This is a genomic window from Streptomyces sp. 840.1, assembly GCF_003751445.1.
Taxonomy (GTDB): Bacteria; Actinomycetota; Actinomycetes; order Streptomycetales; family Streptomycetaceae; genus Streptomyces.
The window spans coordinates 1,635,596-1,655,862 of sequence record NZ_RJUU01000001.1 but is presented as its reverse complement, the minus strand read 5'-3'; the positions used below and the strand labels follow the sequence as shown (position 1 = coordinate 1,655,862).

Genomic DNA, 20,267 nt, shown 5'->3' with positions numbered 1-20,267 from the left:
GTTCCGTTGTGATGATTCTGCGAGAGGCGCCTTGTGCCAGGCAGTGCCCCTGTCATCAGTGGGGCGTGAAGTTCTCACGCGCCTGCGGCCCGGGGCTCTTTAGCGACGCTCAGGAGGGCTGCGGAACGCTCGGCAGTCCGTTCCGGTGGCAGGGGAGCTGAGCCCGCATATGCGTCGTTCATGGTTCGAATTGGGCGCTCGCATGGTGCGCTGCGTCTACCGCGCACTCATCGGGGCCGGTTCGATATGGGTGCACGTACCCGAGGACGCGCCCCCGCACCCGCGCGACCTGGAACGGGTGCGCCCCGACATCCCGTTGAGCGCGGTGGAACGCGCGATGGACCACCAGCTCAGCGACATCGAACTCTGAGGGGCCGGCGTCCGCGAGCGGATGCCGGTGGTGCCGCCCTCCTCGCCGGTATCCGCCCCGGTGCGGGCAGCGAGGAGGGCGGCACCCGGAACCGGGTGCCGCCCTGGTGTCACTCGACGGTTCAGACCCCGGCAGGGGCCTTGGCCGCTGCGGGAGCGGCCGTCGCGGTGGACGGCTCCGGCGCTGTCGCCGGGGACGTGGCCGGTTCCTGCGACACGTTGAACTCCGTCAGCAGGTCCTTGCTGAAGCCGAAGAAGTACGTGGCGACGAAGCCGGCCAGGTAGCCCACGACCAGGCCGCCCGCGTAGATCGCGATCGTCGCGCCCAGTCCGTGGTTGCCGTCGAGCAGCGGGAACAGGGCCCAGCCGGACGGACCGATCGCGGTGGAGCCGACCGCGTCACCGAGCTGGTTGAAGAAGCCGACGAACGCGCCGCCGAACGCACCGCCCACGCACGCCGTGATGAACGGGCGGCCCAGCGGCAGCGAGACACCGTAGATCAGCGGCTCCCCGACGCCCAGGAACCCTGCGGGCAGCGCGGACTTGATCGTCTTGCGGATCGACTCGTTGCGCGGGAGGCGGAAGTAGACCGCGATGGCCGCACCGACCTGGCCGGCGCCGGCCATGGCGAGGATCGGCAGCAGGACGGTGTAGCCCTGCTGCTCGATCAGCGTGGTGTGGATCGGGATCAGCGCCTGGTGCAGGCCCAGCATGACCAGCGGGAGGAAGAACCCGCCGAGGACCAGACCCGCGCCCGCGCCGCCGTTGGACAGCAGCCAGTCCGCGAACGTACCGATCGCGGTGGACACCTCACCGGCCACGTACATCAGGCCGAAGATCGTCACCAGGCCGGAGATCAGGACCGTCAGGGTCGGGGTGACCAGGACGTCCAGCGCCTCCGGGACCCAGCGGCGGCACCACTTCTCCACGTACACCGCGAGCACCGCCGCGCCCAGGGCACCCAGGACGCCGCCCTGGCCGGGGGAGAGCTTCTGGCCGAACGCCTCGATGTTCGCGACGCCCGGGAAGACGATGATGGCCGCGACCGCACCGCCGAGGATCGGCGTACCGCCGAACTCCTTCGCCGTGTTGTAGCCGACGAACACCGCGATCAGCGCCATGAAGCCCGAGGCCATCGCCGCCAGTGCCGGGGTGACCGAGGGCAGCCACTCCAGGTTGACCAGCAGGCCGTTCAGCCCCGCGATGATGCCGCAGCCGATCAGGGCCGGGATCAGCGGGACGAAGATGTTGGCGATCTTCCGCAGGAACAGCTTGAACGGCGTCGCGTTCTTCGCCTTCCTGGCCGCCTTCATCCCGGCACCCTGCGCGGCCAGTTCCTCCGCGGTGAGCGGGGCCCCGGCGGCCGGGGCGGGGGCGGGGGCGGCCGCCGGGGTCGCGGCCCGCCCCTCCTCGACGAGCTTCTCGAACTCCGGCGTGACGCGGGCGACCGTACCGGGACCGAGGACGATCTGGTACGTGTCGTCGTCGACCACGCCCATGACTGCGGGGACGGCCTTCAGCGCATCGTCCTGCACGAGCGAGCGGTCGTGCAGGCCCAGCCGGAGCCGGGTCATGCAGTGGGCGATGGAGCTGACGTTCGCGGTGCCACCGACGAGCGGAAGGATCGCGGCGGCAGTGGCGCGGTTCTTGTCTTCTGTAGCCATGGTGCGTGGTGCCTTGCTGTGCGGGGAGGGGGGAGGGTCTAGGTGGTGCGGGGGGCGGCGGCGAGCGCGGCGCGCAGGTGGCCGTCCGAGTCGGACAGGAGCGTGGCGGCGGTGGGGCCGTCGACCTGGCCGAGGATGGTCAGGATGGCGTTCTTCACCTCGCCGTCGGTGGCGGCGAGCGCGGCCTCGATCTCCTGGTCCGAGGCGCCGGTGGCCAGCGAGACGATCCGCCGGGAGCGGGCACGCAGCTTCTCGTTGGAGGCGCGGACGTCGACCATGAGGTTTCCGTACGTCTTGCCGAGCCGGATCATCGTGATCGTCGAGAGCATGTTGAGGACGAGCTTCTGGGCCGTGCCCGCCTTGAGCCGGGTGGAGCCGGTGAGCAGCTCCGGGCCGACGACGACCTCGACGGGGTGCTCGGCGGCGGCGCCCAGGGCGGAGTCCGCGTTGCAGGACAGGCCGATGGTCAGGGCCCCCTCGGCGCGGGCGTGCTCGACGGCACCGATCGCGTACGGCGTGCGGCCGGAGGCGGAGATGCCGACGACGGTGTCATCGGCCGTGAGCCCCAGCGCGGCCAGGTCGGCGGCGGCCAGCTCCTTGCTGTCCTCGGCGCCCTCGACGGCGGTGACCATCGCGGACGGGCCGCCCGCGATCAGACCGACCACGTCGGCGGGGTCGGTGTTGAAGGTGGGCGGGCACTCGCTGGCGTCCAGCACACCGAGGCGGCCCGCGGTGCCGGCGCCCGCGTAGATCAGCCGGCCGCCGCGGGCCATGCGTGCCGCGGTGGCGTCGATCGCGGCGGATATCTCGGGCAGCCGGGCGGCGACGGCGGCGGGGACGGTCTGGTCCTCGCCGTTCATGATCCGGGCGATCTCCGCGGTGGCCAGCTGGTCGATGTCGGCCAGCTCGGGGCGGAACGCCTCGGTGGTGAGGGTTTCGAGCTGGGCGCGCAGCTCGCCGTATCCGTCGGGTGCGGTGGCGTCGGCGTCGGTGATGGAGGTCATGGAGAGCGGCTCTGCTTTCTTGAACTCGTACGGTTCTGCGGGTGCGGGTGCGGGTGCGGGTGCGGGTGCGGGTGCGGTGCGTTACGCGGGCGGGTCGGCGGCCGTCAGCGGGTGCGGGGGTTGTGGCGGTGGGCCAGCGCCTCGTAGGACGCGGCGAGGGCCGGGGCGGCCGTCTCGTAGGTGCGCTGTGCGACCCCGATGAACAGGCAGTCGACGACGAGGAGCTGGCTCGTACGGCTCGACATGGCCGCCGGGCGCAGCTCGCTCTCGCGGGCCGTGGACGTGGTCAGCACGTGGTCGGCGTACTGCGTGACCGGCCCGTCGGGGCGGCCGGTGATCGCGATCGTCGTCGCGCCCCGGTCGAAGGCGACCCGCAGCGGCTCGATGACGTCACCCGTCGAGCCGGAGTGCGTGATCGCGATGGCCACGTCACCGGCGCGCAGCTGCACGGCGTTGGTGACCGCGAGGTGCGGGTCCATGTTGGAGTGCGCGATCAGGCCGATCCGGGCCAGCTTCTGGGCCAGGTCCTGGCCGACGAGCGAGGAGGCGCCGACCCCGTAGATGTCGATCCGGCGGGCCGTTGCGGCGGCGGCCACGGCGGCACCGAGCTGCACGGTGTCGAGCCCGGCGGCCGTGTCCGCGAGGGTCTGCTGCTCGTCGTAGGCGAGCTTGGCGACCACGTCCGCGATCGGGTCGTCGACCGCTATGTCGGCGGTGACGGCGGGCGCCCGGCCGGACTGCTGGTGGGCGGCGAGACCGGCGAGCGCGAGGCGCAGGTCGCGGTAGCCGGGGTAGCCCAGGAGGCGGGCGGTGCGGACCACCGTGGCCTCGCTGGTGCCGGTGAGCTCGGCGAGACCGGTGACCGTCAGCGCGGCGCAGCCGGCCGGATCGCCCGCGACCGCCTCGGCGACCCGCTGCATGGAGCGCGTCATGGACGGCGCGAGCGTGCGCACCTTGGCGGCGAGGGCGGCCGGGGCGGGCGGCGAATCAGCGCTGAAACTTTCCTTCAGGTCATTGGTCACATTTGAAAGATATTTTCAGGACCCGGGTCCGTCAACCCCTCTTTGGTCCTGACCTCTGGCGGCGGGAGGCTCCGGCGCGCGCAGGTGGACAATAGAGGGATGGAGCTGAATCCCCTGGAGCAGGCGCTGCACACCGCCCGCGCACTCGTCATGGCCGACCTCGCCGCCGGAGACGTGGCTCAGGCGCAGATCGTCTCGATGGTCGAGGACGCGGTGACGCACCGCCGCTGGTGGGTCGAGCAGTGGCCGCAGGGGGTGGAATTCGTCGTCGGTCTCGTGGCCCAGGACGTCCAGGACGCGCTCCTGGAGCAGTACGGCCGCTGGCCGCTGTGCCCGGTCTGCGACTCGGGCGACCCGCACGCACTCGACGTCGAACCGGAGCTGGGCCCGGACCCGCACTGGGTCTGTACGAAGGCCGCCGTCGCGGTCGCCCCGGTCGGTGCGCTCGGTGGGATACCGCGGCCGTGACCGTCTACATCGATCCGCCGGACTGGCCGGGCCACGGGCGGTTCTGGTCGCACCTGGTCAGCGACGAGTCGTTCGACGAGCTGCACGCCTTCGCGGCGTCGATCGGCTGCCCGGAGCGGGCCTTCGAGCGGGACCATTACGACGTGCCGGAGGCCCGGTACGAGGACGCCGTGCGGGCCGGTGCCCGGCAGATCGGCTCGAAGGAACTGGTCCGCCGCATCACCGAGGCGGGCCTGCGCCGCCCGAAGGGCCGGCCGGCGCCGGGATAACGCGCAGCCGCCGGCGGTGTGGACGGCCCGATTCCCCGCCCGGGTAACCGCCCAATTCCTGAAATCCGACGCCAAGTTGCCGGATCGGGGGCGGAATTGCCCGTCGTCCTGTCGAGCCCTCCCATTAATCCCCTTTCCGGGGGCGGCAGTTCGGATGAATCGGCCTGCAACTCTCCGCAGCCGTGTCGGGCGCCACGTCCACAAGCTCCGGCTTCGGCCGTCCCTCCCGGCTTCTGCTCTTGCTGCCGGATGTCAATTCCCCGTAAACAGACGGGCGGCGCGACACCCGGCAACCAGGAGCGCGACACCCGGCAACCAGGAGATCAACAGCCTTTGAAGGGCAGCAGAGGAAAAAGAAGCACAGCGGGAAACAGAAGCACCGGGCCCGGGTGGAGGGGCGGACTGCCCGCGCCCGTGCTGGACGGCATCCGCCCCCTCGCCGCCCGCGCTCAGCCCGCAGTCGAGGGCGCGGGCCGTGCCGCCTCGTCCAGCGACGCGGCGGCCGACGAGCCCGTCACCAGCCGCGACGACGCGCCCCGGTCGCGCTGCAGCCGCAGCGAGAGGACCACGGCCACCAGCGCCAGCACGGTCATCGCCGCACCCGCCCACGCGGTCGCCGCGAACCCGAAGTCCGCGTCGATCACCGCGCCGCCCAGCCAGGGCCCACCGGTGTTGCCGCTGTTGAACGCGGCGGTGGTCGTCGCACCGGCCAGCGTGGGGGCGGCGCCCGCCACGTTGAACATCCGGGCGTTCAGGGCGGGGGCCGTGTAGAACGCCGACAGGCCCAGCAGGAACGAGAGCACGATCACGGCGACCTGGTTGGAGGCGAACAGCGCCAGCGCCGCCAGGAAGACCGTGGACGCCGTGATGCCGCTCAGCAGCACCCCGAAGAGGTGCGCGTCCGCGACCCGGCCGCCGATCGTCGTACCGATCAGCGCACCGGCCCCGAACAGCGCGAGAACGGCGGGCACCCAGCCGGAGTCCAGCCCGGCGACGTCCGTGAGCACCGGCGCGAGGTAGCTGAACGCACAGAACACCCCGCCCGCCGCGAGCGCGGTGATCGTGATGGACAGCCACACCTGCCGGTCGCGGTAGATGCCCACCTCGCGCTTCAGCTGCGGCCTCTGGGCAGGTACCGGGATACGGGGAATCAGTGTCGCGACCCCGGCCAGGGCGATCACGGAGGCCACACCGACCGCCCAGAACGCCGACCGCCAGCCGAGGTTCTCCCCGAGGAAGGCGCCCAGCGGCACCCCGAGCACGTTGGCGATGGACAGCCCGCCGATCATCACGGCCATGGCGCGCGCCCGCTGGTCGACCCGGACCATCGCGATGGCGACGGCCGAGCCCACGGCCCAGAACCCGGCGCACGCGAAGGCGCTGACCACCCGGGACGCGAAGAGGATCTCGTACGTAGGCGCGAGCGCGCCCGCGATCTGGCCGAGCCCGAAGACCGAGATCAGCGAAATGAGAGTGGTGCGGCGCGGCAGCCGCAGCGTCGCGACGGCGAGCAGCGGGGCGCCCACCACCATGCCGATCGCGAAGGCGGATATGAGGAGCCCGGCGCGCGGGATCGACACGTTCATGTCGTCGGCGATGGGCGGCAGCAGTCCGGAGAGCATGAACTCGCTGGTGCCGAGGGCGAAGACGGAGAGGCCGAGTATGTATACGGCCAGGGGCATGCGCGAGCGGCGAGCGGCAGAGTCAGGCATGACACACCTCAACAGTGCGTACGCCTGTCGCATTCCCGCCCGGGTGTCCGGCCGGCCGGTCGTGCCGGTAGGCCGCGGGGCCGGTGACCTGCCCCTGTGTCCGCTCAGCGCGCGAGCAGTGCCAGTTCCGTGCGCAGGTTGTGCCGGGCCGCTGACTCCCACTCGGCCGCCCCGTGCGGCGTACGGAACAGCCTCGGCAGCTCCAGGAGCTGGCGCAGCACGGCCGCCCGCCCCTCCCGGAACGCGTCGTCCGGCACGAAGCCGTACTCCTCACGCACCTGGGCCGCGTACTGCGCGTAGTCCTTCGGTGACGACGCCAGGATCGCCAGGTCCGCATCGCACAGCGCCTCGCCGTTCCGGTCACCGGCGGCCGGGTCGTGCGTGACCGTGAGCCGGACCAGCCGGGCCACCTCGGCGGCCGTCGCGGCGGGCACCCCGGCCTCGGGCAGCGCGCGCTCGGCGAGGACGGCGCTGCGCTCCTCGTTCCCGGAGCGGTCGGGGCGGTAGACCGCGTCGTGGAACCAGGCGGCGAGCCGTACGGCGTCCGCGTCCGGGGCATGGGCGGCGAGCGTGTCCACGCGGTCCAGGACCGCCGTCAGATGGGCGGTGGAGTGGTACTTGCGCTGGGGCTCGGCCCAGCGCGCCAGCAGGTTGTCGGCGTACGGCAGCGGGTCCGGTCCCTCGGCCCCGCCCCGGGCGCGGACCAGGCAGTCGCGCCAGCGGCGCCGCAGCGCGTCGTCCGGGCTGCGGCGGCGGGCCTGAGCGGTGTCGTCGTCCATGACTCCGAGGTTACGGCCTCGCCCACCGCCGGTGCGCGGGCCGCTCGTCCGCCGAACGCCAAGTCAGGCGGCACGCAGGATGGTTGGCTGGGGGCATGGCTGACGAACGCGACACCGCACGCGACACCGCACATGACCTCGAGCGCGATCCCGAGCTGCCCGGTCTCCTCCTGCGCACCGAGCGCGACGCCCTCCTCCCGCTGCTGCGCTCCGCCGGCGACAGCGATTTCGCCCTGCGCACCGCTTGTCCCGGCTGGACGGTGCGGCACGTACTCGCGCACTGCGGTTCCGTGCTGAACCGGGTGGTGGAGAGCCGCTTCGAACCGGACGTCTTCAGCCCCGAGTGCAACGACCGCGACATCGCCGAGCGGGCCGGCTGGACGAACGCGCAGGTGGTGGACGAGCTGGAGCAGGGCATGGCCGAGGCCGGGGCCGCGATCGCCAAGGCGGGCGGGGTGCTGGACGGGGTGGCCCTCGGGGAGTGGATCCATGCCGGGGACGTCCGCGAGGCGTGGGGGCTCGAAGGGGCCTACCGGGGCGACGGGCTGCCGCACGCGCTCAGGCTCCTGGCCCCGTTCGCCCGGCGCCGCAAGACGCCGCTGCTGATCGCCCGGCTGGAGGACGGCGGCGAGCTGACCATCGGCACCGAGCAGGAGGGCCGCGCCCCCGGCCGGTACCGGGGCGACGGGGCGACGCTGATCCGGCTGTACGCGGACCGGCCGCTGGTGGGGACCCGGTACGAGCTGGAGGGCGTGAAGGAGAGCGAGCTGTCCGTGTTCTGAACCCGCACTTCCCGTGCGCGCAGACGCTAACGTGCGCTTCGTGACGAATCTGATGAATCCGGCGGACCGGGGGGACGCGTCGGCCCCGGCCGCTCCCATGGACCTCAACGCGGATCTCGGCGAAGGGTTCGGGCGCTGGTCGCTCACCGACGACGAGGCGCTCCTCGCGTGCGTGACCAGCGCCAACGTGGCGTGCGGCTTCCACGCGGGGGACCCCTCGGTGATGCGGCGGGTCTGCGACACGGCGGCCGAACGGGGCGTACGGATCGGCGCGCAGGTCTCGTACCGCGACCTGGCCGGGTTCGGCCGCCGCTCCATGGACGTCCCGTCCGACGAGCTGGCCGCCGAAGTGGCCTACCAGATCGGCGCGTTGCGGGTGTTCGCCGAGGCGGCCGGGGCCACCGTCTCGTACGTCAAGCCGCACGGCGCCCTCTACAACCGCGCGGTCCACGACGACGAGCAGGCGGGCGCGGTGATCGAGGGCGTCCGGCTGGCGGGCGGCAGCCCCGCCGTCCTCGGGCTGCCCGGCTCCCGGCTGCTCGCACGGGCCGCCGACGCGGGGCTGACGGCGGTCGAGGAGGCCTTCGCGGACCGCGCGTACACCCCGCAGGGCACGCTCGTCCCGCGCACCGAGCCGGACGCGGTCGTGCACGACGCGGACGAGGTGGTGCGCCGCAGCGTCGGGATCGCGGTGGACCGGAGCGTGCTCGCGGCCGACGGCGGCCGGATCGCGGTCGCGGCGCGCTCCCTGTGCGTCCACGGCGACACCCCCGGAGCTGCGGCGATCGCCCGGCGGGTCCGGGCCGCGCTGGAAGGGGCGGGCGTCGCGGTCCGGGCGTTCGCGTGAGTACGGCGCCGGAGGGGGAGCGGACGGGGCACGGCCCCGCGCCGGTCGTGCTGGCCGCCGGAGCCGGCGCCCTGCTGGTCGAGCTCGGCTCCGGCGAGGAGACGGAAGCCTTCCACGCGGAGGTGCTGCGGCGCCGCGCGGCCGGTGAACTGCCCGGCGTGCGCGAGGTGGTGCCCGGTGCGCGGACGGTTCTCCTGGACGGCATCGCGCACGACCCGGCCGCACTCGCCCGTGAGCTGGCGGCCTGGCGGGTGCCGCCGCTGCGGCGGGCCGCCGGTCCTGCGGTGGAGATCCCCGTCGTGTACGACGGCCCCGACCTGGCCGAGGTCGCGGCGGCGTGGGGGATCGCCACCGCAGAGGTGGCCGCCCTCCACTCCGGGACGGAGTTCCGGGTCGCCTTCTGCGGGTTCGCCCCCGGCTTCGGCTACCTGACGGGGCTGCCCGGCCACCTCCACCTGCCCCGCCGGTCCACCCCGCGCACCCGGGTCCCGGCCGGTGCGGTGGCCCTGGCCGGCCCGTACACCGGTGTGTACCCGCGCCCGTCCCCCGGCGGCTGGCAGCTGATCGGCCGCATGCCGGACCCGGCCGCCCTGTGGGACCCGGACCGCGAGCCACCCGCACTGCTGGTGCCCGGGGCGCGCGTCCGCTTCGTAGAGGCCGGTACGGGGCCGGGATCAGGTACGGCTACGGGTACGGGATCTCCTTCGGCTTCCGCTTCCGCTCCGGCTTCCCGGGCGCAGGCGTGAGCGCGGGCATCGAGGTCGTGCGCGCCGGGGCCCTGACCACCGTGCAGGACGAGGGACGCTTCGGCCACGCCCACCTGGGGGTGGGACGGGCCGGGGCCCTGGACGCGCCGTCCGCCCGGCTCGCCAACCGGCTGGCCGGCAACTCCGTCACCGCCGCGCTCCTGGAGACGACCGTCACCGGCTGCGCGGTCCGCCCGGACCGCGCGGTGCGGGTGGTCGTCGGCGGTGCGCCCTGCCGGGTGACGGTGGACGGGCGGCCGGTGGCGTGGGGCGCGGCGGTCCGGGTGCCGGCGGGCGCGGTGCTGGACGCGGGCCCCGCCGTGCGCGGGGTGCGCTCGTACCTGGCGTTCGCGGGCGGCCTGGAACCGGAGCCGGTGCTCGGCAGCCGGTCCGCCGACCTGCTCTCCGGGCTCGGCCCGGCGCCCCTGAGCGACGGCGACGTGCTGCCGCTCGGCCCGCCCCCGCCGGCCGGGCACCCGGGGGCGGGGGGAGAGGCGGCGGCGGTGCCGTGGCCGGGGGTGCCCGCCGAACTCGTGCTCCCGGTGGTCTTCGGCCCCCGCCACACCTGGTTCACCTCCGCCGGACTGCGCACGCTCACCACCGCCGCGTACCGCGTCTCGGAGCAGAGCAACCGGATCGGGCTGCGCACCGAAGGGCCCGCGCCGGAACGTGCCCGGCAGGGCGAACTGCCCAGCGAGGGCATGGTGCTCGGCGCGGTCCAGATCCCGCCGGACGGCCGCCCGGTGGTGTTCCTGAACGACCATCCGACGACGGGCGGCTACCCGGTGGCCGGCGTCGTCCCGGAACCCGCGCTGGCCGGAGCGGCGCGGGTGACCCCGGGGACGGTGGTGCGGTTCGTGCTCACCGCGAGGTGACCGGGGGCGCCGCTCAGTTCGCGACGGGCAGTCCGAAGTGGTCGGTGATGATCCGCAACGTCACCGAGCCGTCGGCGTTGTACGCCGGATCGGTGTCGTACACGGGGGTCTCCCGGCCGACGATCCCGGCGTCGAGCAGCCCCCGGATCAGCAGGTCGCCGCTGCGGTGCGCCTCGCGGCGCATTCCGATGTTGAAGTAGTCCAGCTCGAACCCGCCCCGGCTGTAGGAGTAGGTGAACGGGTGGTCCTCGCAGTGCGGGATCGCGTAGTGCTGCCCGTGCGGGCACTCGCACGCGGGTGTGGAGGCCAGGAAGACCGTATCCACCCGGTCGGGCCCGCCGAACCGCTCCTCGTAGCGGAATCCGGTGATGTCGCGCGCCAGGGACGTGACCGTCTCACCGCTGACGGTGGTCGCGTCGTGTGTCACCCAGGCCCAGCCGTTCGACTCGCCCGATGTGCGGACGGGCAGCGTCGCCTCGGCGTGGATGGCGGTGAGGGTGGGCAGGTCCAGGCCTCTGGCATAGGTGAGGTAGGTGTTCGGAGCCATCGGGTTCACTTGGCCGCCACCTCACGTGCGAGCGGGGGCGACGGCAGGGCGAAGGCCTCGGCGATCGTCTTCACCAGCCGCTCCCGCGCACCGTCCTCGTGCTCGTCGCAGTGGTGGCTCTCGTCGGTGCGCCACTTCTCGCACTCGGCGTCCGGGCCGATGAGGTTCGCGGCGAGGAGCTCCGCCGATATGTAGTCGGGGTTCGCGCCCAGCCGCTGGCCGATGTCCTCGAAGCTGAAGTACAGGGTCGGGACACCGTCGCGCAGGTAGTGGAACTCGGGCCCGTGCGCCTTCGCGCTGCACGGCTCGGTCACGAACACCACGAGCTCCGCGCCCTCGGGGCACAGGGGCCGGTAGTCGACCCCCTCGTAGTCCTCGGACCCCTCGTCCACCATGTCGTGCACCGCCCACGCCCAGCCGCCCGCCTCGCCGTGGGCGAGCGGCTCGCGGTTCACTGCGCGCAGGCCCGCCGTGAGGGCGTCAGGGGACTGGCCACGGGTGAGGACGAGGTTCACCTCGTGGCCGGGAAACGAATCGTGCATCCAGCTGATCATGCCGGAAGGCTAAGCGCGGCCACTGACAACGAGGCCATACGGCCGCCCTGTTGAGCGGCCGTCCGGCAGGCGATATTCACGCGACAGGGGGCGGCCCCTTTGGGACGCTTCGGGCCCGGGGGGCGGGTGGCCGCGCCGCCGATTGAAGGGTCAGCTATGGGTTTCACGCTGGAGGGACCGGTGCTGGAAGGCACGCGGGTGCGCCTCGAACCGTTGGCGCACCGGCATGCGGAGGATCTGCTCGGGGCCGCGCGGGAGGACCGCAGCTCCTACCGGTTCACCTGGGTGCCGGGAAGCCCCGCCGAGGCCGAGGAGTACGTCGACGCACAGCTGGCCCGTGCCGCGTCCGGGAAGCTGGCCCCGTACGCGCAGGTGGACCGGGAGTCCGGGCGGATCGTCGGGGCGACGGCGTACTGGGAGCCCCGGCACTGGCTGGACGAGGACGTCCTGAGCGCGATCGAGGTCGGGTACACCTGGCTCGGCGCCTCCGCCCAGGGCACGGGGGTGAACACCGAGTCCAAGTACCTGCTGTTCCGGCACGCGTTCGAGACGTGGGGTGTGGAGCGGGTGGACCTGAAGACCGATGCCCGCAACGCCCGTTCGCGAGCCGCGATCGAGCGGGTGGGCGCCCGGTTCGAGGGCGTGCTGCGGAACTGGTCCCGGTCCTCGGTGCCGGGCGAGGACGGGCGGCTGCGGGACTCCGCGATCTTCTCGATCACCGCCGAGGAGTGGCCGGACGTCCGGGCGCGGCTCGAAGAGCGCCTCGCACGCGGACGTGCCGAAGGGCGGCCGCAGGCCCGGCTCCCCGGAGGGAGCTGAGCCCCGGCCGCCCGGGGCGGGAGGGCGCGGCCGGTCACGCCCCGGCGCGGAAGCCCCGCAGCCGCAGCGAGTTGCCGACCACGAACACCGACGAGAACGCCATGGCCGCACCCGCGATCATCGGGTTCAGCAGGCCTGCGGCGGCCAGCGGCAGGGCGGCCACGTTGTAGGCGAAGGCCCAGAACAGGTTCGTCCGGATGGTGCCCAGCGTCCTGCGCGACAGCCGGATCGCGTCGGCTGCGGCCCGCAGGTCGCCCCGGACCAGGGTCAGGTCCCCGGCCTCGATCGCCGCGTCCGTGCCGGTGCCCATCGCGAGGCCCAGGTCGGCCTGGGCGAGGGCTGCCGCGTCGTTCACGCCGTCCCCGACCATCGCGACCGAACGGCCCTCCGCCTGGAGGCGCTTGACGACGTCGACCTTGTCCTCGGGCATGACCTCCGCGTACACCTTTTCGATACCGACCTCGGCCGCGACCGACTCCGCCACCGCCCGATTGTCACCGGTCAGCAGGATCGGCGTCAGTCCGAGTGCGCGGAGCCGCACGATCGCCTCGGCACTGGTGTCCTTCACCGCGTCGGCCACCTCCAGGACCGCCCGCGCCTCGCCGTCCCAGGCGACCGCGATCGCCGTACGGCCCGCCGCCTCGGCCTCGGCCTTGCGGCGCGCCAGCTCCACGGGGAGGTGGATCTCCCACTCGGCCAGCAGCTGTTCGCGGCCGACGAGGACGGCATGGCCCTCGACGACGCCCTGGACGCCGAGTCCGGGGACGTTGGTGAAGTCCTCGGGGGTCGGCAGCGGGCTGGTGGTGCGTTCGGTGGCTCCGGTGGCGACGGCCTGGGCGATGGGGTGTTCGGAGGCGTGTTCCAGGGCGCCGGCGAGGCGCAGGACGTCGGTTTCGGTGGTGCCGGGGGTGGTGTGGACGGCCTGGAGGGTCATCTTGCCGGTGGTGACGGTGCCGGTCTTGTCGAGGACGATCGTGTCGACGCGGCGGGTGGTCTCCAGGACTTCCGGGCCCTTGATCAGGATGCCGAGCTGCGCGCCGCGTCCGGTGCCGACCATGAGGGCGGTGGGTGTGGCGAGGCCCAGGGCGCAGGGGCAGGCGATGATCAGTACGGCGACGGCTGCGGTGAACGCGGCGGTCAGGCCCGAGCCGGTGGCCAGCCAGAAGCCGAGCGTGCCGAGCGCGAGCAGGATCACCACGGGGACGAAGACCGCCGAGATCCGGTCCGCGAGCCGCTGGGCCGCCGCCTTGCCGTTCTGCGCGTCCTCGACCAGCTTCGCCATCCGGGCCAGCTGGGTGTCGGAGCCGATCCGGGTCGCCTCGACGACGAGCCGGCCGCCCGCGTTGAGCGTGGCACCGGTCACCGGGTCCCCGGTGCCGACCTCGACGGGAACCGACTCGCCGGTGAGCATGGAGGCGTCCACCGCCGAGTTGCCCTCGACGACGGTGCCGTCGGTGGCGATCTTCTCGCCGGGCCGGACCAGGAAGCGGTCCCCGACCTGGAGGTCCGCCGTGTCCACGATGACCTCGCGGCCGTCGCGCAGGACGGTGACCTCCTTGGCGCCCAGTTCGAGCAGGGCCTTCAGCGCGGCGCCCGCCTTCCGCTTGGAGCGGGCCTCGAAGTAGCGCCCGGCCAGGATGAACGCGGTGACTCCGGCGGCGGCTTCGAGGTAGATGTTCCCGGCGCCGTCGCTGCGGCCGATGGTCAGCTCGAAGGGGTGCGTCATGCCGGTCATCCCGGCGGTGCCGAAGAAGAGCGCCCACAGCGACCACAGGAACGCGGCGGAGGTGCCGACCGAGACCAGGGTGTCCATGGTGGCCGCGCCGTGCCGGGCGTTGGTCCACGCGGCCCGGTGGAAGGGCCAGCCGGCGTACGTGACGACGGGTGCGGCGAGGGTCAGTGAGAGCCACTGCCAGTTGTCGAACTGGAGCGCCGGGATCATCGACATCGCGATCACCGGCACCGCGAGCAGGACCGAGGTGATCAGCCGCTGCCGCAGCGGGCGGAGCTCGTCGGCCTCGGCCGTCTCGGCCGGTGCCTCCTGCGCCCGCACCGGGGGAGCGGGCTCCTGCGCGGTGTACCCGGTCTTCTCGACGGTGGCGATCAGGTCCTGTACGGAGACGTCCTCGCCCCGGTAGCTGACCCTGGCCTTCTCGGTGGCGTAGTTGACGGTGGCCTCGACCCCGTCCATCCGGTTCAGCTTCTTCTCGATACGCGCCGCGCACGAGGCGCAGGTCATGCCGCCGATGGCGAGCTCGACCTCTGTGGCGCCGGTACCCGTGGTGCTGGTGGTACCGGTGGCGCCGGCGGTGGCTGCGGTCTGCGCGGACACGGGGCCTCCTCGGTAGGGATCATTTATACCCCTGGGGGGTATGTGGTGCTGATTCAGGTATACCCCCTACCCCTATCGATCCGCAAGGATGGCCGGTGATGGGTGCGCGGATTCCGGCTGTCCGGTCGCCTGGCACGCCTCTGACCTCGCGTATCTTCACCTGCGCGGTGAGGCTGTGTCCTGGGCCGCTCGGCCCGTAGGCTGGTCATTGGACTAGACCTATAGCTGCTTCCTGGAGGATTGGGTTCCCATGAGCAACCGTGCAGTCCTGGAGGTGATCGCTCTCGACGCGGAGGACGCGGTCGCTGCCCAGGCGGGTGGTGCGGACCGGCTTGAGCTGGTCACCGACATGGCGGCGGACGGCCTCACCCCGTCCTGTGCGACCTTCGCGGCGATCCGCGCCGCGGTGGACATCCCCCTGCGGGTGATGCTCAGAGTGGCGGACGGCTTCGCGGCCGGTGACATCGACGTACTCGTGGGCAAGGCGCGCGAGCTGCGGGCGGCGGGCGCGGATGAGTTCGTGTTCGGCTTCCTGGACGAGGAGGGCCGCCCGGACCTCGTCGCGGTCGAGCGGATCATCGCGGAGCTGGACGGCTGCGCCTGGACCTTCCACCGCGCGATCGACCGCGCCCCCGACCGGGATGCCCTGCGCAAGGCGCTCGCGGACCTGCCGGGGCTGGACACGTACCTCACGGCGGGATCGGCGGCCGGGGTGGACGACGGCATCCCCACGCTGCTGGTCGAGTCCGCGCGCAAGGGGGAGCCGGGGTACGAGCCGCAGATCCTCGTCGGGGGCGGGCTGCGCCTCGACCACCTGCCGGAACTGCTGGAGGCGGGGATCGACGCCGTCCACATCGGCGGCGCGGCGCGGCCCTACGGCTGGTCGGGTCCGGTGGACGCGGCGGCGGTACGGGAGTGGCGGGCGGTGCTCGACGCGTAGGGCGGCGGAGCCGCCGGGGTTCGTCCTGCGGTGGGCGGGGGCCCGGTCCGTGGAGCGGGGGCCCCGCCCCCGGACCCCCGCTCCTCAATCGCCGGAGGGGCTTGGTTTTTCGGCCTCGGGTTCTACGAGGTTGTCAGGCGGTCCGGCAGTCGGGTCGCATGGACCACGATGAGGCCGGAGACCGCTCGGGTCAGGGCCACGTACAGGCGGCGCAGGCCGGTTCGCTCGTCCGGTTCGCCGTCGACGACGGCCGCCGGCTCGTCCAGCACCACGTAGTCGTACTCCAGGCCCTTCGCCAGTGACGCCGGGACCAGGGTCAGCCGGGACTCGGCGGTCGTCTCCTCGCCGGGGGAGAGGTAGCTGTGGCCCGCCGCCGTCAGGGCGGCCGCCAGCGCCGGGATACGGGCGTCGGCGGCGATCAGGCCGGTCGAACCCTCCTGCTTCAGCGACTCCTCGCAGGCCCCGACCACCGCCGCGTCCAGCGCCCCCGTATCCGGCGCCTCCACACCCGGTACCTCCCGTACCGACAGCGAACCCGGCGACTCACGCACCGACTCGACCGCCGCCAGGCCCGGGGAGATCACCGGCAGCAGCCGGGACGCGTACGCGATCACCTCGCGCGGCACACGGAAACCGGCCGTCAGCTCCTCCACCACCGCGTCGGACTTGCCCAGGTGGTGCAGCGCCTGCTCCCAGCTCTGCGTCGACCACGGCGTCGTGCCCTGCGCCAGGTCCCCGAGGACCGTGGCCGAACCGGTCGAGCAGCGCCGGCCCACCGCCCGGTACTGCATGGGGGAGAGGTCCTGCGCCTCGTCGATCACCACATGGCCCAGCGAGTGCGTGCGCGCCACCAGGTCGTTCGCCTCGTCGATCAGCACCGCGTCCGCCGCCGACCACTTCGCGGACTTCACGCTGCGGGCCGGCTTGCTCCACAGGATCGTCTTCTGCTCGTCCTCGGTCAGCAGCCCCTCCGCCTGCGCGGCCAGGAACTCCGGGTCGGACAGCAGCCGCAGCACCAGCTTCGCCGGCTCGACCGAGGGCCAGACCGCCTTCACCGCCGCCTTGACGGCGGGGTTGCGCGCCACCGCGTTCTGCACCCGGTCGTCGGGCGCCTCGCCCGCCTCCTCCATCCGCACCAGCACGGCGTGCGCGATGCGCTGCGGAAGAGCCTCGTGCGCCGCCCCGTACCGCATGTCGCGGGCCAGCAGCTCGTCGACCATCTCCTCGATCTCGTACGCGGGCACCCGCCAGCGGCGCGAGCCGCGCACCACCATCACCGGCTCCACCGGCGGCGTCACGTGCGAACGGATCGCCCGCCGCAGCACCTCCGCCATCCGGGCATCGCCCTTCACGACGGCGGCCGGGGCCTCGTCCGTGCCCCGTACCTCGATGTGCGTGGTCACCAGGTCGTCGACGGTCGCCTGCTTGACCTCCAGCTCACCGAGGGCCGGCAGCACCTGCTCGATGTAGTGCAGGAAGGACCGGTTCGGCCCGATGACCAGCGTCCCGGTGCGGGCCAGCCGTTCCCGGTGCGCGTAGAGCAGATACGCGACCCGGTGCAGGCCGACGGCGGTCTTCCCGGTGCCGGGGCCGCCCTGCACGCAGACCGAGCCGCCCAGCTCGCTGCGGACGATCTCGTCCTGTTCCGGCTGGATCGTCGCGACGATGTCACGCATCGGGCCGACGCGCGGCCGCTCGATCTCCGCCTGGAGGAGCTTGCTGGTCTGCGTCGTCTCGGCGGGGTCGGTGAGGTGCTCGTCCTCGTACGCGGTCAGCTCGCCGCCGGTGTAGCCGAAGCGGCGCCGCTGGCCGACGTCGAGCGGCTCGTTGCGGGACGCCCGGTAGAACGGCTGGGAGACCGGCGCCCGCCAGTCGATCACCATCGGGTCGCCGTCGGCGTCGTGGACATGGCGGCGCCCGATGTAGAACTGCTCGCCCTCCGCGCCCTCGGCCTTCTCCGCGCCGACCACGTGGAGGTAGTCCAGGCGCCCGAAGAAGAGCGGGGTGTGGGAGAGGTCGGCCAGCGACTTGATGCGGTCGGTGATCTGGGCCTGCAGCACTGCGGCGTTCACCCAGTTCGCCGTGACATCGCGGATGTTCAGGGCCTGGGCGTCCTCGCGCATGGCGCGCAGCGCGGCGCGCGAGGCGGCGAGATGGGCGCGTTCATGAGCCAGGGGGTCGGTGGTGGTGTCGCTTTCGTGTTCGTGCGCGGGCACGGTGTTGCCTCCGGCATTCAACGCAGGACGGCGGACCGCTTCCCGTCCCCGGCCGTTCACCGGGGGCGATGCGGTCCGCTCGGGGATCGATCACTGGTACGCACGAGGGCGCGCGTACGGCTGTCGGCCGGTTTCCGTCCGGTCGGCGGCGCTCCCCCGGCTGCCGGCGCGAGCCCTTCCGGGCTGCCGGTACCACGGTGCGGGAGGCGGGCAGACCGGCGATTGTATCGACGGGCCGGGCCGGGCGCGAATGAATATCCGCGGACCAGGAACGGTGTACGCCCACGGGTCCACGGCGGGTCCACCCCGTAGGGGACGGCATCCGACCTCAGGAGCAGGAGCGGCCCCGGAACCTTCCCCCTGCGGGCCGACGCCCTCGCGGGCCGGGCGGAGCACCATGGAATACATGAGCACCGTCACCCTGAACCCGCGAAGGACCGGCCCCGCGCACGGCGCGACCGCGGCCACCGGTCACCACTACAGCCACCGCGCCGGGAACGCCCTGCGCGCCGCCGGGATCTTCGTACGGACCGCGTTCGGCGTCGTCGTCCTCGGTGAGTACGCGGAGGAGGCGGGCGTCCGCCGCAACCGCTGACCGCGGCCCGCCTCAGTTGTCCGTCAGCAGCTCGTCCGCGTCGACGATCCGGTACGCGTAGCCCTGCTCGGCCAGGAAGCGCTGGCGGTGGGCCGCGAAGTCCTGGTCGATCGTGTCGCGGGCGACCACCGAGTAGAACCGCGCCTCGTGCCCGTCCGCCTTCGGCCGCAGCACCCGGCCGAGCCGCTGGGCCTCCTCCTGGCGCGAGCCGAACGTTCCGGACACCTGGATCGCGACGGTGGCCTCCGGCAGGTCGATGGAGAAGTTCGCCACCTTCGACACGACGAGCACGCTGATCTCGCCCTCCCGGAACGCGCCGAACAGCTTCTCCCGCTGGGCGTTGCTGGTCTCGCCCTTGATCACGGGCGCGTCCAGATGCTCACCCAGCTCGTCGAGCTGGTCGATGTACTGCCCGATGACCAGCGTCTGCTCGCCCTTGTGCTTGCGCACCAGCGCCTCGGTGACCTTCCGCTTGGTCGCGGTCGTGGCGCAGTACCGGTACTTCTCCTCGGCCTCGGCGGTCGCGTACGCGAGCCGCTCGCTGTCCGTCAGATTGACCCGTACCTCGACACAGTCGGCGGGGGCGATGTAGCCCTGCGCCTCGATCTCCTTCCACGGGGCGTCGAACCGCTTGGGCCCGATCAGCGAGAAGACGTCCGACTCGCGGCCGTCCTCCCTGACCAGCGTGGCCGTCAGCCCCAGCCGGCGCCGCGCCTGGAGATCGGCGGTGAACTTGAAGACGGGCGCGGGCAGCAGGTGCACCTCGTCGTAGATCACCAGACCCCAGTCGCGGGAGTCGAACAGCTCCAGGTGCGCGTAGACGCCCTTGCGGCGCGTCGTGAGCACCTGGTACGTGGCGATGGTGACCGGCCGGATCTCCTTGCGGGTACCGCTGTACTCGCCGATCTCCTCCTCGGTCAGCGAGGTCCGCTTCACCAGCTCGTGCTTCCACTGCCGGGCGGAGACGGTGTTGGTGACCAGGATCAGCGTGGTCGCCTTGGCCTGCGCCATCGCGCCCGCGCCCACCAGCGTCTTCCCGGCCCCGCAGGGCAGCACGACGACCCCGGAACCGCCGTGCCAGAACCCCTCGACGGCCTGCTGCTGGTAGGGCCGCAGCGCCCAGCCGCTCTCGTCCAGCTCGATCGGGTGCGCCTCGCCGTCCACGTAACCGGCGAGGTCCTCGGCGGGCCAGCCGAGCTTCAGCAGCGTCTGCTTGACCTGCCCGCGCTCGGACGGGTGGACGGCCACGGTGTCGGGGTCGATCCGGGCGCCGACCAGCGGCTGCACCTTCTTCGACCGGAGGATCTCCTCCAGGACGGGCCGGTCGGTGGAGGTCAGCACCAGCCCGTGGACCGGGTGCTTGGAGAGCGTGAGGCGGCCGTACCGGCCCATCGTCTCTGCGATGTCGACGAGCAGCGCGTGCGGTACGGGGTAGCGCGAGTACTTCACCAGGGCGTCGACGACCTGCTCGGCGTCGTGTCCCGCGGCCCGCGCGTTCCACAGCCCGAGCGGGGTCAGCCGGTAGGTGTGGATGTGCTCGGGCGCGCGCTCCAGCTCGGCGAAGGGCGCGATCACACGCCGGCAGGCGTCTGCCTGCTCGTGGTCGACTTCCAGCAGCAGCGTCTTGTCGCTCTGGACGATGAGGGGTCCGGTCACGCGCTTCGGCCCTTTCTACGGCGGGGTGGCCGTGTACCGGCCAAACGTCCAGTGTGCCGTATGCGGTGGCG

General features: G+C 72.9%; 20 protein-coding genes. 10 read left to right on the top strand and 10 right to left on the bottom strand.

Going from position 1 to position 20,267, the window contains the following annotated elements:
- The first annotated feature begins 169 nt into the window (after nucleotides 1-169).
- The gene (locus EDD93_RS39350) at nucleotides 170-370 is read left to right on the top strand and encodes a DUF6059 family protein (RefSeq protein ID WP_148083840.1); all 201 of its coding nucleotides are present in this window, start codon (nucleotides 170-172) and stop codon (nucleotides 368-370) included.
- 121 nt (nucleotides 371-491) lie between these two features.
- Here the strand turns inward: EDD93_RS39350 and EDD93_RS07695 are convergent, their stop codons facing one another.
- The 3 genes from EDD93_RS07695 to EDD93_RS07685 all read right to left on the bottom strand — a co-directional run bounded on the left by EDD93_RS07695 (nucleotide 492) and on the right by EDD93_RS07685 (nucleotide 4,059).
- On the bottom strand, nucleotides 492-2,033 hold the full coding sequence (locus tag EDD93_RS07695; RefSeq protein WP_123524445.1) for a PTS transporter subunit EIIC: 1,542 nt from the start codon (nucleotides 2,031-2,033) through the stop codon (nucleotides 492-494).
- Nucleotides 2,034-2,071: 38 nt separating this feature from the next.
- Nucleotides 2,072-3,037: an N-acetylmuramic acid 6-phosphate etherase gene (murQ, locus tag EDD93_RS07690; protein WP_123524444.1), complete on the bottom strand. Its 966-nt coding sequence runs from the start codon at nucleotides 3,035-3,037 to the stop codon at nucleotides 2,072-2,074.
- 104 nt (nucleotides 3,038-3,141) lie between these two features.
- Nucleotides 3,142-4,059 (bottom strand): MurR/RpiR family transcriptional regulator, encoded by a 918-nt coding sequence (locus tag EDD93_RS07685; protein ID WP_123460791.1) that lies wholly within the window; start codon nucleotides 4,057-4,059, stop codon nucleotides 3,142-3,144.
- Nucleotides 4,060-4,158: 99 nt separating this feature from the next.
- On the opposite strand from EDD93_RS07685, the gene EDD93_RS07680 reads away from it, so the two are divergent.
- Together EDD93_RS07680 and EDD93_RS07675 are read left to right on the top strand one after the other, a co-directional pair.
- Nucleotides 4,159-4,527, top strand: a complete 369-nt coding sequence (locus EDD93_RS07680) for a hypothetical protein (protein WP_123524443.1) — start codon at nucleotides 4,159-4,161, stop codon at nucleotides 4,525-4,527.
- Nucleotides 4,524-4,796, top strand: a complete 273-nt coding sequence (locus EDD93_RS07675) for a DUF4031 domain-containing protein (RefSeq protein WP_123524442.1) — start codon at nucleotides 4,524-4,526, stop codon at nucleotides 4,794-4,796. The genes EDD93_RS07680 and EDD93_RS07675 overlap by 4 nt, the downstream gene beginning before the upstream one ends.
- Before the next feature lie 449 nt (nucleotides 4,797-5,245).
- Here EDD93_RS07675 and EDD93_RS07670 read toward each other — a convergent pair whose 3' ends face one another.
- Both EDD93_RS07670 and EDD93_RS07665 read right to left on the bottom strand, forming a co-directional pair.
- Nucleotides 5,246-6,478, bottom strand: coding sequence for a Cmx/CmrA family chloramphenicol efflux MFS transporter (locus EDD93_RS07670; RefSeq protein WP_185092468.1), 1,233 nt, complete (start codon nucleotides 6,476-6,478; stop codon nucleotides 5,246-5,248).
- Between the two features lie 134 nt (nucleotides 6,479-6,612).
- Nucleotides 6,613-7,287, bottom strand: coding sequence for a hypothetical protein (locus EDD93_RS07665; RefSeq protein ID WP_185092234.1), 675 nt, complete (start codon nucleotides 7,285-7,287; stop codon nucleotides 6,613-6,615).
- A 95-nt stretch (nucleotides 7,288-7,382) separates the two neighbouring features.
- Between EDD93_RS07665 and EDD93_RS07660 the strand changes: the two genes are divergently transcribed.
- The 4 genes from EDD93_RS07660 (at nucleotide 7,383) to EDD93_RS07645 (ending at nucleotide 10,537) form a co-directional block, all read left to right on the top strand.
- Entirely contained in the window at nucleotides 7,383-8,069 is a 687-nt protein-coding gene (locus EDD93_RS07660; RefSeq protein ID WP_123524440.1) for a maleylpyruvate isomerase family mycothiol-dependent enzyme, read from the top strand.
- A gap of 97 nt (nucleotides 8,070-8,166) precedes the next feature.
- Nucleotides 8,167-8,916 carry a LamB/YcsF family protein gene (locus EDD93_RS07655; protein ID WP_123527635.1) on the top strand — a complete coding sequence of 250 codons (750 nt, stop codon included), beginning with the start codon at nucleotides 8,167-8,169 and terminating at the stop codon, nucleotides 8,914-8,916.
- Nucleotides 8,913-9,662 (top strand): allophanate hydrolase subunit 1, encoded by a 750-nt coding sequence (locus EDD93_RS07650; protein WP_398903063.1) that lies wholly within the window; start codon nucleotides 8,913-8,915, stop codon nucleotides 9,660-9,662. The genes EDD93_RS07655 and EDD93_RS07650 overlap by 4 nt, the downstream gene beginning before the upstream one ends.
- On the top strand, nucleotides 9,659-10,537 hold the full coding sequence (locus EDD93_RS07645; RefSeq protein ID WP_123524439.1) for a biotin-dependent carboxyltransferase family protein: 879 nt from the start codon (nucleotides 9,659-9,661) through the stop codon (nucleotides 10,535-10,537). The genes EDD93_RS07650 and EDD93_RS07645 overlap by 4 nt, the downstream gene beginning before the upstream one ends.
- Nucleotides 10,538-10,550: 13 nt before the next feature.
- Here the strand turns inward: EDD93_RS07645 and EDD93_RS07640 are convergent, their stop codons facing one another.
- Both EDD93_RS07640 and EDD93_RS07635 read right to left on the bottom strand, forming a co-directional pair.
- Entirely contained in the window at nucleotides 10,551-11,084 is a 534-nt protein-coding gene (locus tag EDD93_RS07640; protein ID WP_123527633.1) for a hypothetical protein, read from the bottom strand.
- Between the two features lie 5 nt (nucleotides 11,085-11,089).
- Nucleotides 11,090-11,638: a hypothetical protein gene (locus tag EDD93_RS07635; RefSeq protein WP_260255654.1), complete on the bottom strand. Its 549-nt coding sequence runs from the start codon at nucleotides 11,636-11,638 to the stop codon at nucleotides 11,090-11,092.
- Nucleotides 11,639-11,794: 156 nt separating this feature from the next.
- Between EDD93_RS07635 and EDD93_RS07630 the strand changes: the two genes are divergently transcribed.
- Nucleotides 11,795-12,457 (top strand): GNAT family N-acetyltransferase, encoded by a 663-nt coding sequence (locus EDD93_RS07630; protein ID WP_123524437.1) that lies wholly within the window; start codon nucleotides 11,795-11,797, stop codon nucleotides 12,455-12,457.
- 34 nt (nucleotides 12,458-12,491) lie between these two features.
- On the opposite strand, the gene EDD93_RS07625 is transcribed toward EDD93_RS07630, so the two are convergent.
- Nucleotides 12,492-14,789 (bottom strand): cation-translocating P-type ATPase, encoded by a 2,298-nt coding sequence (locus EDD93_RS07625; protein ID WP_123524436.1) that lies wholly within the window; start codon nucleotides 14,787-14,789, stop codon nucleotides 12,492-12,494.
- 250 nt (nucleotides 14,790-15,039) lie between these two features.
- Here EDD93_RS07625 and EDD93_RS07620 point away from each other — a divergent pair, with 250 nt between their 5' ends.
- On the top strand, nucleotides 15,040-15,729 hold the full coding sequence (locus EDD93_RS07620; protein WP_123524435.1) for a copper homeostasis protein CutC: 690 nt from the start codon (nucleotides 15,040-15,042) through the stop codon (nucleotides 15,727-15,729).
- A gap of 122 nt (nucleotides 15,730-15,851) precedes the next feature.
- Here the strand turns inward: EDD93_RS07620 and EDD93_RS07615 are convergent, their stop codons facing one another.
- Nucleotides 15,852-17,945 carry an ATP-binding domain-containing protein gene (locus tag EDD93_RS07615; RefSeq protein WP_123524434.1) on the bottom strand — a complete coding sequence of 698 codons (2,094 nt, stop codon included), beginning with the start codon at nucleotides 17,943-17,945 and terminating at the stop codon, nucleotides 15,852-15,854.
- A 406-nt stretch (nucleotides 17,946-18,351) separates the two neighbouring features.
- Here EDD93_RS07615 and EDD93_RS07610 point away from each other — a divergent pair, with 406 nt between their 5' ends.
- On the top strand, nucleotides 18,352-18,540 hold the full coding sequence (locus EDD93_RS07610; RefSeq protein WP_123527632.1) for a hypothetical protein: 189 nt from the start codon (nucleotides 18,352-18,354) through the stop codon (nucleotides 18,538-18,540).
- Nucleotides 18,541-18,552: 12 nt separating this feature from the next.
- On the opposite strand, the gene EDD93_RS07605 is transcribed toward EDD93_RS07610, so the two are convergent.
- Entirely contained in the window at nucleotides 18,553-20,196 is a 1,644-nt protein-coding gene (locus tag EDD93_RS07605) for a DNA repair helicase XPB (protein ID WP_123524433.1), read from the bottom strand.
- Between the last annotated feature and the right edge of the window lie 71 nt (nucleotides 20,197-20,267).

Excerpts from the sequence above, each read along its gene's own strand:
- EDD93_RS39350 (WP_148083840.1), top strand. The coding sequence starts at position 170 with ATGCGTCGTTCATGGTTCGAATTGGGCGCTCGCATGGTGCGCTGCGTC.
- EDD93_RS07695 (WP_123524445.1), bottom strand. The coding sequence starts at position 2,033 with ATGGCTACAGAAGACAAGAACCGCGCCACTGCCGCCGCGATCCTTCCG.
- murQ (WP_123524444.1), bottom strand. The coding sequence starts at position 3,037 with ATGACCTCCATCACCGACGCCGACGCCACCGCACCCGACGGATACGGC.
- EDD93_RS07680 (WP_123524443.1), top strand. The coding sequence starts at position 4,159 with ATGGAGCTGAATCCCCTGGAGCAGGCGCTGCACACCGCCCGCGCACTC.
- EDD93_RS07670 (WP_185092468.1), bottom strand. The coding sequence starts at position 6,478 with ATGCCCCTGGCCGTATACATACTCGGCCTCTCCGTCTTCGCCCTCGGC.
- EDD93_RS07665 (WP_185092234.1), bottom strand. The coding sequence starts at position 7,287 with ATGGACGACGACACCGCTCAGGCCCGCCGCCGCAGCCCGGACGACGCG.
- EDD93_RS07660 (WP_123524440.1), top strand. The coding sequence starts at position 7,383 with ATGGCTGACGAACGCGACACCGCACGCGACACCGCACATGACCTCGAG.
- EDD93_RS07655 (WP_123527635.1), top strand. The coding sequence starts at position 8,167 with ATGGACCTCAACGCGGATCTCGGCGAAGGGTTCGGGCGCTGGTCGCTC.
- EDD93_RS07640 (WP_123527633.1), bottom strand. The coding sequence starts at position 11,084 with ATGGCTCCGAACACCTACCTCACCTATGCCAGAGGCCTGGACCTGCCC.
- EDD93_RS07635 (WP_260255654.1), bottom strand. The coding sequence starts at position 11,638 with ATGATCAGCTGGATGCACGATTCGTTTCCCGGCCACGAGGTGAACCTC.
- EDD93_RS07630 (WP_123524437.1), top strand. The coding sequence starts at position 11,795 with ATGGGTTTCACGCTGGAGGGACCGGTGCTGGAAGGCACGCGGGTGCGC.
- EDD93_RS07620 (WP_123524435.1), top strand. The coding sequence starts at position 15,040 with ATGAGCAACCGTGCAGTCCTGGAGGTGATCGCTCTCGACGCGGAGGAC.
- EDD93_RS07610 (WP_123527632.1), top strand. The coding sequence starts at position 18,352 with ATGAGCACCGTCACCCTGAACCCGCGAAGGACCGGCCCCGCGCACGGC.